The sequence below is a fragment of the Streptomyces sp. NPDC048411 genome (assembly GCF_040704695.1).
GTDB lineage: Bacteria > Actinomycetota > Actinomycetes > Streptomycetales > Streptomycetaceae > Streptomyces.
In genome coordinates, this window is sequence record NZ_JBEZKL010000183.1 from 1 (window position 1) to 11,221 (window position 11,221).

At 72.9% G+C, this 11,221-nt stretch carries 8 protein-coding genes; 2 read left to right on the forward strand and 6 right to left on the reverse strand.

Annotation, left to right across the window (positions count from 1 at the left end; genetic code table 11):
* Window positions 1-1,747, reverse strand: a 1,747-nt coding sequence (locus tag AB0915_RS35655) for a DUF6350 family protein (protein WP_366695023.1), incomplete at its 3' end; no start/stop codon positions are given.
* A gap of 116 nt (window positions 1,748-1,863) precedes the next feature.
* Between AB0915_RS35655 and AB0915_RS35660 the strand changes: the two genes are divergently transcribed.
* Entirely contained in the window at window positions 1,864-3,075 is a 1,212-nt protein-coding gene (locus AB0915_RS35660) for a sigma factor-like helix-turn-helix DNA-binding protein (protein WP_366695024.1), read from the forward strand.
* A gap of 106 nt (window positions 3,076-3,181) precedes the next feature.
* Here the strand turns inward: AB0915_RS35660 and sucD are convergent, their stop codons facing one another.
* The 5 genes from sucD to AB0915_RS35685 all read right to left on the reverse strand — a co-directional run bounded on the left by sucD (window position 3,182) and on the right by AB0915_RS35685 (window position 10,643).
* Window positions 3,182-4,066: a succinate--CoA ligase subunit alpha gene (sucD, locus tag AB0915_RS35665; RefSeq protein WP_366695025.1), complete on the reverse strand. Its 885-nt coding sequence runs from the start codon at window positions 4,064-4,066 to the stop codon at window positions 3,182-3,184.
* 21 nt (window positions 4,067-4,087) lie between these two features.
* The gene (gene sucC, locus AB0915_RS35670) at window positions 4,088-5,269 is read right to left on the reverse strand and encodes an ADP-forming succinate--CoA ligase subunit beta (protein ID WP_366695026.1); all 1,182 of its coding nucleotides are present in this window, start codon (window positions 5,267-5,269) and stop codon (window positions 4,088-4,090) included.
* A gap of 651 nt (window positions 5,270-5,920) precedes the next feature.
* Window positions 5,921-7,063 (reverse strand): VWA domain-containing protein, encoded by a 1,143-nt coding sequence (locus AB0915_RS35675; RefSeq protein ID WP_366695030.1) that lies wholly within the window; start codon window positions 7,061-7,063, stop codon window positions 5,921-5,923.
* A gap of 89 nt (window positions 7,064-7,152) precedes the next feature.
* The gene (locus AB0915_RS35680; protein WP_366695027.1) at window positions 7,153-9,534 is read right to left on the reverse strand and encodes a DUF5682 family protein; all 2,382 of its coding nucleotides are present in this window, start codon (window positions 9,532-9,534) and stop codon (window positions 7,153-7,155) included.
* On the reverse strand, window positions 9,531-10,643 hold the full coding sequence (locus tag AB0915_RS35685; RefSeq protein WP_366695028.1) for an AAA family ATPase: 1,113 nt from the start codon (window positions 10,641-10,643) through the stop codon (window positions 9,531-9,533). The genes AB0915_RS35680 and AB0915_RS35685 overlap by 4 nt, the downstream gene beginning before the upstream one ends.
* Before the next feature lie 118 nt (window positions 10,644-10,761).
* Between AB0915_RS35685 and AB0915_RS35690 the strand changes: the two genes are divergently transcribed.
* Window positions 10,762-11,221, forward strand: a 460-nt coding sequence (locus AB0915_RS35690; protein WP_366695029.1) for an SWIM zinc finger family protein, incomplete at its 3' end; no start/stop codon positions are given.

Here is an 11,221-nt window from a genome sequence, read left to right on the forward strand (position 1 = left end):
CTCCCCCGCCCCCCCCGGGTGCTGGTGTTGTGCCTCTCCAACACCTTGTCTCACCCCCCGCCCACCTGGCGGCCCCGCCACCCCCGGCGGGCCCCGACGGCGTTTCCGGCTCCGTCAGGAGCGGGGCCCAGGAGGAATCCTGAGCGGCTCGCCCGCGCCACGGATCAGTCGGCAGGAAGTCGTACGCGTCCCTGCCCGCGTGCTCCTCCTTGCGCAACCCGGAGGTGGGTGTGGGGGTGGGCACGAAAACGGGCGCAGGCTCGGTCGCGGACGGCCGCACGGAGCCTGCTCCAGCCACAGGTCCGGTTCCGGACTCCGTGCCGGCAGCCGCGTCCTCGCCCCCGGGCCCGCGCCACGGGCGCCACCACCGGCGCCGCTCCTCGCCCGGCTGCCCGGGCGCCTCCGTATCGGCCACCCCAGGTGTCATGGGGGCCACCGTTTTCTCCGCCGCCTCGGCGCTGCCCCTCTCACTGCCGGGCCCCCGCAGCCGCCACGCCCTCAGCAGCAGCGCCCCCGGCACACCGAGCAGTGCCGTCCACGCCACCGCCGCCGCCCCGGTCAGCCACCACACCGGGCCGAACTCCGCCAGCGCCCCGGTCCCCAGCGGACCGCTCGCCGCCGCGGTCAGCACCGCCGTGCAGGCGCCGCATCCCAGCGCGGCCAGAGCAGCCGTCAGCGCGGTCCCCTGCGGGCCCCACGCCGGCTGCTCCCCCACACCACGGGCGGGCGCTGCCCTCCGTACCGTGAACCAGGCGATCGTCACTCCGGCCGCGACCGGTACCGCCGCGGCCGCCCAGTTCGGAGCCGTTCCGGTTCCGTGCGCGGGGACCGCCGCCAGCAGCGGGAAGTTCGGCAGGGCCGGTCGCCCGGTGAAGGCGAGCGGGGTGACTGTGGACGCCGTACCGAGGGCGAATCCTGGCCCCATCCCGTACGCGGCACCCCACATCGCCGCGTTCGGCACGAGCACCAGCGCCAGCAGCAGGACCGCGGCCCGGCCCGCCCAGTCGCCGGACAGCCCGAGGAACGAGTCCCGAACCGGCTGCGCATGCCACACCAGGGCCACCGCGACGAGCAGTGCCCCGCCACCCAGCAGCACCGCCGTCCCGGCCACCGCCGACCGGAGCACCGCGTCCGCCCGCTCCACGAACCGGGACCGTGCCAGCGCCTCGCGCAGCCGCTCCGGCGCCCGGGCCGACGGCGGCCCGATCGGGCGCCCGGCCGCCGCCCACACCCCGGCGGCTGCCCCGCCCGCCACCACGGGGGCCATCGGGAACAGGAGCGAGCCCGGCTGCGCGAACATCGGCCCGCCCTTCGCATAGAGGGCGATCGCCGCCGCGACCAGCAGATATCCCGCCGTCACCAGGCAGAAGGCGCTCGCGCCCGACGGCGGGGTGCGCCCCTCGTCCGGCTCCATCACGTCGCGGGCGGCCCGGTGCACCAGCCACACGAGCACCCCGGTGAGCAGCAACGGGACGATGCCGACGGGGGCGGGGGCGCCGCTGAGGGTGTCGGTCCTGACGAGGGCCGCGCCGTGGGCCAGCAGCCAGATCCCGGCCGCCGCGTGGAGGGCCCCGCCGGGGCCGTTGTCGGGGGCCGGGGAGCTGATCCACACCACCAGGGCGAGGACGGCGAGCGAGCCGAGTCCGAGCCCCGCGGCGAGCACCCCCCGCACAAAGGCGGATGCCAGTACGGCGGTCCTTCCCTGCTCCGCCGAGAGCGACGGGGTGCGTTCGGTCTTGTGGATCACACCGCAATGCTCCCAACGACACGCACTTAATCCATGTAACGGGCGATTAGCCGCTGTGTCGCCCAATATACGGTTATGTACGTTTCCATCCCGTGGCGGCCTGCCGGGGGTTCCTCATGACCCAGGGCGCCACCGACACGGCCTCCTTCCCTCTGCCCTCCCCGAAGGAGCTGCGCCGACTGCGTGAGGCGAAGTCACTGAGTGAGGAGCAGGTCGCCGCGGCCGTGGGCGTCACCCCGGCCACGGTCCGGTCCTGGGAGGCGGGCCGCGCCAGCCCTCGGGGACGGAAGCGTGCGGCGTACGCGAAGCTGATCGGCTCGGCAGGCACGGGCGGCGCGGAGGCGCGGGGCACCTCGGAAAGCACCCCTCCGGGTGCCCACGGCAAGCGGGCCGACCTGACGAAGCCGTCGTCGTCCCCGGCACCGGCAGCAGCAGGAACGTCAGCGGGAGCGGCGGAAACGGCGCGGACGGGCGAGCCGCCGGCCGGCGACCGGCCGGGCGCCCCCGTACCCGCTCTCACACCCGCCGAGGCATTCGACGCCCTGTACTCGAAGAACGCCGCCGCTCTCTTCCGCCAGACGTTCCTGCTGACCGGGCGCCGGAACCTCTCCAGGGAGGCCGTCGAGCGGGCCTTCGAGCAGGCATGGCAGCGCTGGCCCGAGGTCGCGGTGGACCGGGACCCCGCGGGCTGGGTACGGGCGGCCGCATACGAGTACGCGGTGTCGCCCTGGCACCGGCTGCGCCGGGCGCACCGCCACCCCGACCCGCCGCCCGCCGCCCCCGGTGCGGGCGCCCTGCTCGAGGCGCTGCTCGACCTGCCGCCGTCCTACCGTCGAACCCTGCTGCTCTACGACGGTGTCGGCCTGGACCTGCCGGAGACCGCCGCGGAGACGGAGGCGAGCACTCCGGCAGCTGCGAGCCGGCTGATGAACGCGCGTGCCGCGGTGGCCGAGCAGGTGCCCGAGCTGGCGGAGCCCTCATGGCCCACCGGACAGTCGGCGCTGCTGCACGAGCAACTGGGCGCGCTCGCCCTCACCCAACCGGTGGCCGCGATGCCCGCGGCCCGTGCGATCCGTGACGGCAGTGAGCACAAGGCCAGACTCTGGACGCGGGCAGCCATCGCCCTGACGGCCCTGATCGTCGGGATCGCACTGATCACCATGGTGACGTCTCCGGTGCGATACGGGAATCCGCCCGCCGCGCGGGTCGGCGGCGTGCCTCCCCGCGGCGGTCCCCAGAGGCTGACCCCACAGGACCTCGAGCTGCAGAAGAAGCTCCACGAAGAGCTCGTCCGTGGCCCGGCGCGGCTGGTACCGGACCTGAGGTGACTCCAGCGCACTCCGGCCGGCGCACAGGAAACGGCGCGGGCCCGTACCCCGGGGGAGGGGTACGGGCCCGCGCCGTCTGTGCGGAGGCAGTCCCGCGAAGAGGTGATCAGGCGCCGAGGATCTCGCGCGCCAGCTTGGCGGTCTCGGTCGGCGTCTTGCCGACCTTGACGCCGGCGGCCTCAAGGGCCTCCTTCTTCGCCTGGGCGGTGCCGGAGGAGCCGGAGACGATGGCGCCCGCGTGGCCCATGGTCTTGCCCTCGGGGGCGGTGAAGCCCGCGACGTAACCGACGACCGGCTTGGTGACGTTCTTCGCGATGAAGTCCGCCGCACGCTCCTCGGCGTCGCCGCCGATCTCACCGATCATGACGATCAGGTCGGTCTCGGGGTCGGCCTCGAACGCCGCGAGGGCGTCGATGTGCGTCGTACCGATGATCGGGTCGCCACCGATGCCGACGGCGGACGAGAAGCCGATGTCACGGAGCTCGTACATCATCTGGTAGGTCAGCGTGCCGGACTTCGACACGAGACCGATGCGGCCGGGCTTGGTGATGTCGCCCGGGATGATGCCGGCGTTGGACTGGCCGGGGGTGATCAGGCCGGGGCAGTTCGGGCCGATGATCCGGGTCTTGTTGCCCTTCGAACCGGCGTACGCCCAGAAGGCGGCCGAGTCGTGGACGGCGATGCCCTCGGTGATCACGACGGCGAGGGGGATCTCGGCGTCGATCGCCTCGACGACGGCGGCCTTCGCGAAGGCCGGCGGCACGAAGAGGACGGACACGTCGGCGCCGGTCTTCTCCATCGCCTCGGCGACGGAGCCGAAGACGGGTACCTCGGTGCCGTCGAAGTCGACGGTCGTGCCGGCCTTGCGCGGGTTCACGCCGCCGACGATGTTGGTGCCGTCGCCCAGCATGAGCTTGGTGTGCTTCATGCCGGTGGCACCGGTCATCCCCTGGACGATGACCTTGCTGTCCTTGGTGAGGAAGATAGCCATGGTGTTGGAGTCCCTCGTCCCTTACTTCGCAGCCGCGGCGAGCTCGGCGGCCTTGTCGGCCGCGCCGTCCATGGTGTCCACACGCTGCACCAGCGGGTGGTTGGCGTCGGAAAGGATCCTGCGACCCAGTTCCGCGTTGTTGCCGTCGAGGCGCACGACCAGCGGCTTGGTGACCTCTTCGCCCTTGCTCTTGAGCAGCGCAAGAGCCTGGACGATGCCGTTGGCGACCTCGTCGCACGCGGTGATGCCGCCGAAGACGTTGACGAAGACGGACTTGACGTCCGGGTCGCCGAGAATGATCTCCAGGCCGTTCGCCATGACCTCTGCGGAGGCGCCGCCACCGATGTCGAGGAAGTTGGCGGGCTTCACGTTGCCGTGGTTCTCACCGGCGTACGCGACGACGTCCAGGGTCGACATGACCAGACCGGCACCGTTACCGATGATGCCGACCTCGCCGTCGAGCTTGACGTAGTTGAGGTTCTTGGCCTTGGCGGCAGCCTCGAGCGGGTTGGCTGCGTCCTTGTCCTCGAGGGCCTCGTGGCCGGGCTGACGGAAGTCGGCGTTCTCGTCGAGAGACACCTTGCCGTCCAGCGCCAGGACGTCGCCGGAGGCGACCTTGGCGAGCGGGTTGACCTCGACGAGGAGCGCGTCCTCGGCGACGAACGTGTCCCACAGCGTCACCATGACCTCGGCGACCTTCTCGGCCACCTCGGCCGGGAACTTCGCCTGGGCGACGATCTCGCGGGCCTTCTCGATCGTGACACCGGTGTTGGAATCGACCGGGACCTTCGCGAGGGCCTCGGGGGTCTTCTCCGCGACCTCCTCGATGTCCATGCCGCCCTGCACCGAGGCCATGGCCAGGAAGGTGCGGTTGGTGCGGTCGAGGAGGTACGAGACGTAGTACTCCTCAAGAATCTCCGGCGCGGTCTCGGCGATCATCACCTTGTGGACCGTGTGGCCCTTGATGTCCATGCCGAGAATGTCGGTCGCCCGAGCGACCGCCTCGTCGGGGGTGGCGGCCAGCTTGACGCCGCCGGCCTTGCCGCGGCCGCCGACCTTCACCTGCGCCTTGACGACAGACTTGCCGCCCAGCCGCTCGGTCGCCTCGCGGGCTGCCTCAGGCGTGCCAATGACTTCACCGGCCAGCACCGGTACACCGTGCTTGGCGAAGAGGTCCCTCGCCTGGTACTCGAACAGGTCCACGCGCGTCCGTCCCTTTTCAGTGGTCTCGCGGTTCGTTTTCAGCGTGGGCGTGCCGCGAGGGGCAACGTGACTGCTCGGTCACAAGGAAGGCGCACACGGTTACCGAGTACGCGGCATGTCCATCTCGCAGGTTATCCCCGAGCTCCGCATGACCCTAAATCGCAGATCGCACCTGGGCGGTGATTACGGTCACAGGTCGTGCCGGCGGCCGGGTCGCAGTGGACGACACGGCACGGGCCGCGCCGGTGGAGCGAGGGCGGCCCGTGGCCGGGCGGAGCCCACGGTCGGGACGCGGTGGTCCGGACACTGGCGGGGACCCGCCCGGCCGCGGGCCGGGCGGAGCACTCGGCGCTCCGAGGGGTCTCAGATCTCCCGGGCCGGATACTCCGGAGCGGTGAAGGCGGCCACCGCGTCGCTCGGACAGGCGGGAGCGATCGGGTCCGACCCGCCGCTCCGTGCGCCGCGTGCTCGACAGCCGGACGGGCGTCGCGCCCGGCCCGCGCGCCGGGCGCGGGCCGGCGACTGGACGTGCAGCTGCTGCCGTCCCGTCGGAGTGAGCCCTCCCGGAAGGGCGCGGACTGCGGAACGCGGTCCTCCGCGGGCGACGGGACGATGCGTGCACGACCTTCCCGGGCTGACGCGAGTGCCTTGTTACTGATGGGCCTCCTTGTCCGGTACGGGCAGTGGCCTCTTCTCCAGCGCCGCGGCCATCACCTCCGGAAAGAGGTCCGGGGTGCACGCGAAAGCCGGTGCTCCGAGCGCGCCGAGCGCCGCCGCGTGCTCGCGGTCGTAGGCGGGCGCGCCCTCGTCGGACAGGGCGAGCAGTGTCACGAACTGCACACCGGACGCCTTCATCGCCGCCACCCGCTTCAGCATTTCGTTGCGGATGCCGCCTTCGTAGAGGTCGCTGATGAGAACCACGACGGTGTCGGCGGGCCGGGTGATCTGGGACTGGCAGTAGGCGAGCGCCCGGTTGATGTCCGTGCCGCCGCCGAGCTGGGTGCCGAAGAGTACGTCGACGGGGTCGTCGAGCTGCTCGGTGAGGTCGACGACAGCCGTGTCGAAGGCGACGAGCCTGGTCCGCAACGTACGCATGGAGGCGAGCACCGCGCCGAAGACGGAGGCGTAGACGACGGAGGCAGCCATCGACCCCGACTGGTCGATGCAGAGGACGACGTCCTTCTTCACCGCCTGCGCGGCGCGTCCGTAGCCGATGAGCCGCTCGGGGACGACCGTGCCGGCACCGTCCCCGCCAGGAAGCAGGAGGTAGTTCTTGAGGTTGGCCCGGATGGTGCGGTCCCAGTCGATGTCGTGGTGACGCGGCCGGTTGATCCTCGCCGAGCGGTCGAGTGCGCCGGTCAGCGAGGCCCGGGTGCGGGTGGCAAGCCGCTTCTCCAGGTCGTCGACCACCTTGCGTACGACGGCTCGTGCCGTCTCCTTCGTCGTCTCGGGCATCGCCTTGTTGAGCGAGAGGAGCGTTCCGACCAGGTGGACGTCCGCCTCGACGGCCTCCAGCATCTCCGGCTCCAGCAGCAGCGCGGAGAGACCGAGCCGGTCGATCGCGTCGCGCTGCATGACCTGGACGACGGAGGCGGGGAAGTACGTGCGGATGTCGCCGAGCCAGCGGGCGACGGACGGGGCGGAGGCGCCGAGTCCGGCCGAGCGCTCGGTCCCGCCGCGGCCGCCGGACCTGCCCCCGCCGCCGTACAGCGCGTTCAGCGCACCGTCCATCGCGGCGTCCTGTCCGGTCAGCGTGCACCCGGTGGACTCGGCGCCGTCCGCGCCCAGCACCATGCGCCACCGCCGGAGCCGTTCGTCGTGCGCCGCGCCCCGCCCGGCGGCTCCCGGCCGCTCCGCGTCCGTGCCTGCTTCCGTGACCGTCGTCATCCTGTTGCCCCCAGCGGTTCCATGGCGTTGTCGGCACCCTCTGCGCCCTCTGTGCGCTCGGTGTTCAGCCCCAGCAGCAGCCGCAGCACCGGCACCACCGCGTCCGCCCGCGCCTCGTCGAGGCCGGGCCCGAAGCCGGGTGCCGCCGTCCCGGCGGCGGTCGCGGCCGGTGCCCCGGCGGCCGGGCCACGTCGTACGAGCTCGCCGAGCGTGCGCCGTACGCCTGCTTCGTACGCCGAGAAGGTGCGGCGCAGCAGCGGGAGCACATCGGTGAACGTGTCGGCGGGGACACCGGCCAGCCAGGCGTCGACCAGGCCGAGCAGCCGCTCGTCGTGGACAAGGAGCATGCCGCCCCCGTCGGCCCCGCCGACGAACCCCTCGATCCAGGCCGCCGCGTCGGCCGGGGGTGTGCCGGGCGAGAGGGCGAGGCCCATCAGCCGTGCCGCGTCATCCTCTTCGAGCCGCCCGTCGTCGAGGAGCAGCCGCGTCGAGCGGCCCCGGATGACGCCCGCGACCGTGTCCCGGGCGGCCAGCTTGTGCAGCACGGCGGCCCAGCGCTCACGGAGTCCGACCGCCGACACGGTTCCGGCGAGCAGCCCGATCGCGGTGTGGACGCCGTCCACCTTGCGGCGCAGTTCGGCGGCCCCGTCGGCGTCGAGCCCGGTGCAGGCGGGCGGCAGTCCGACGCAGATCCGCTCGGCGAGCCCGGCCGCGACCTCGCCGAGCGCCGCGGTGTCCGTGGACCGGACGTCCCCGTACCGCAGGGTGCGGGCGAGGGCGGGCAGGGCGTCGGCGAGGTGGCCGACGTCCGCGTCGAGCGCGGCGCGGTCGGCGAGGGCCCGCATCACCACGGGCAGTGCCTCGGGCAGTTCGGCGAGGAGACAGCGCTCGGCGAGCGCGGTGACCTCGGCGAGGGCGGTCGCCGACACGGCCTCCGATTCGGCCTTGGCGGTCGCGGCGGAGAGCACGGTGGTGCCCCAGACCCCGGCCTCCGCGACGCGTACGTGCAGCTCGGGCTCCCAGTGCAGCCGCCAGGTCTCCCGAAAGGTGCCGGTGCTCCCCCGCCCGGTGGCCGGTTCGCCCCAGCCGACGGCGAGGAGCCGCAGGCGGTGCAGCAGGCGGCTGCGGGACGCGTCGGTGTCCTTGCGGAGGTCGAGCTCCAACTCCCGCTCCTGCGCTTCCGGCTTGAGCCGCAGGGTGCGCTGGAGCCGGGTGAGGTCGCGCTGCAACGGCACGGCCGGGGCGGTGTCCGGAACCTCGCCGAGCGTCTCGCCGACGATGAGCCGGTCCCGGACGAGCGCGAGCGGCACATCGGAGCCCTCGCACATCACCGCCCGGATCGCGTCCGTCGTCTCGTCCAGTCCGGCGAGCGGCCGGCCGCGCATCGCCGCGAGGGTCCCGGCGAGCCGGACGGCCTCGATGACATGGGCGGAGGACACGAACCGGTCCTCGTCGCGCAGGAGTCCGGCGACTTTGGTCATCCACCGCTCGACGGGACGGTCGGGGGCGGCGAAGAGGTGTCCGTACCAGCCGGGCGAGTCGATGCCCGCCCCGTATCCGCTGTGCCGGGCGAGCCGGCGATGGGTCCAGGGCACCCACGTCAGCTCGGCCTTCACCTTGGGCAGTCCCCTGACGAGGGCCCGGTCGGCGGTGACGGTCGTCCGCGCGCCGAGCGCGGGCACGTGCCAGGCTCCGCAGACGACGGCGATGTCGTCCCCGAACTCCTTGCGCGCGGCCCGCAGCTGGATCCGCATGTACGCCTCGCGGACGGCGTCGCGGGGATGCCCGCCGTCCCCGTACACCTCGCGCAGCGCCGTCATCGCCTCGCCGAGCGCGGCGAACGGGGCGCGTGGGTCAGCGAGTTCGCCGTTCGGTGCGCGGTGTTCGACGACATCCTCCCACCAGCGCTCCGGGTCGTCGTATCCGGCGGCTTCGGCGAGGGCGCCGATCGGGTCGGCCAAAGGCGCGGCGACCGCGTCGGCCGGGGCGGCTTCCTCAGCTCCCCGCTCCTTGTCCTCGCTCCCGTCCGGAGAGTCGGTCATGGCCAGGGAATGCGCCGCGGGCAGGTCGATGAAGCGGACCGGGACGTCGTGGCCCAGCGCCCAGCGGATCGCGACCCACTCGGGCGAGAACTCGGCCAGCGGCCAGAACGCCGCCCGCCCCGGATCGTCCACAGCGTGAGCGAGCAGCGCGACGGGTGGCCGCATCCGCTCGTCGGCGGCGAGCGGCAGGAGTGCGTCGCCCTCGGGCGGCCCCTCGATGAGGACCGCCTTCGGAAGGGCGGCCTCCAGCGCGGCGCGGACCGCGCGGGCGGAGCCGGGCCCGTGGTGCCGGACCCCGAGCAGCAGCGGCCCCGCGGCGGGCGCTGCCCCGGTCATACGGAGACCTCGCGGCAGGCGCGGTAGAAGTCCTTCCAGCCGTCCCGCTCCCGGACCACCGTCTCCAGGTACTCCTGCCAGACCACCCGGTCCGCCGCCGGATCCCGGACGACCGCGCCGAGGATGCCGGCCGCGACATCGCCGGGGCGCAGCACTCCGTCGCCGAAGTGGGCTGCGAGCGCAAGGCCGTTGGTGACGACGGAGATGGCCTCGGCCGTGGACAGCGTGCCCGACGGGGACTTGAGCTTGGTGCGTCCGTCCGTCGTGATGCCGTCGCGCAGTTCACGGAAGACCGTGACCACCCGTCGGATCTCGGCCATGCCGTCGGGGGCGGCCGGAAGGTCGAGCGAGCGCCCCATCTGGTCGACGCGCCGGGACACGATGTCGACCTCGGCATCGGGCGTGGCGGGCAGCGGCAGCACGACCGTGTTGAACCGGCGGCGCAGGGCGCTGGACAGCTCGTTGACCCCGCGGTCGCGGTCGTTGGCCGTCGCGATGACGTTGAATCCCCGGACGGCCTGGACCTCCTGCCCCAGCTCCGGAATGGGAAGCGTCTTCTCCGACAGGATCGTGATGAGCGAGTCCTGCACATCGGCGGGGATGCGGGTGAGCTCCTCGATCCGCGCGGTCATGCCCTCGGACATGGCACGCATCAGCGGGCTGGGCACCAGTGCGTCGCGGCTGGGGCCGTGCGCCAGCAGCTGCGCGTAGTTCCACCCGTAGCGGACGGCTTCCTCGGGTGTGCCCGCCGTGCCCTGGACGAGCAGCGTCGAGTCTCCGCTGACAGCGGCCGCGAGGTGCTCGGAGACCCAGGTCTTGGCGGTGCCGGGAACGCCGAGGAGCAGCAGCGCCCGGTCGGTGGCGAGCGTCGTCACGGCGACCTCGACGAGGCGGCGCGGCCCCACGTACTTAGGTGTGATCACCGTCCCGTCCGCCAGCACGCCGCCGAGAAGATAGGTGGCCACCGCCCACGGGGACAGCTTCCATCGGGCGGGACGCGGGCGGTCGTCGGCTGCGGCGAGCGCCTTCAGTTCGTCGGCGAAAGCGTCCTCGGCATGCGGGCGCAGAGCTGCTGCGCCGACGCCTGCGATGGTTTCGGACACGGTCATGGATCCCCCTCCAGATCGGTCGACCGGATGTGGTTCCCACCGTGCACCACGCCACTGACAATCGGCTGTCTCCGCAGGTCGGAGCCGATTGTCAGTGCCGCGCCCTACCGTCGTCACCATGCTGCTATCTCACGGGGGAGAACCCTTGCGCACCGCTGCTCCGGTGGCGCGCTGGACGGTGGAGCAGGTGCTGGCCCTAGCTCCTGACGAGTCATCACGCAAGGCGGGAGGCAAGCTCGGTTCGGCCGGGCCGTGGTCCGGTGCGGGCTGCGACGGGTCGGGCGCGGTGTGGGGTCTGTGCAAGGGAAGCGGAAGCAAGCCGTACCGGACGGTGGTCGATACGACGGGCCCCGCGTACAAGTGCAGTTGCCCCAGCCGGAAGTTCCCGTGCAAGCACGCCCTGGGTCTGCTGCTGCTCCGGGCGTCGGGCGAGGCGGTGCTCGGGCCGGCGGAGGTGCCGGACTGGGCCCGGGAGTGGCTCGACGGCCGGCGCGGACGCGCGGCGGCGAAGGCGGCAAGGTGTCGACGACCGGGACCGTCGCGGAAGTCGCCGCGGCGCCGGGGACGTTCACGTTCAC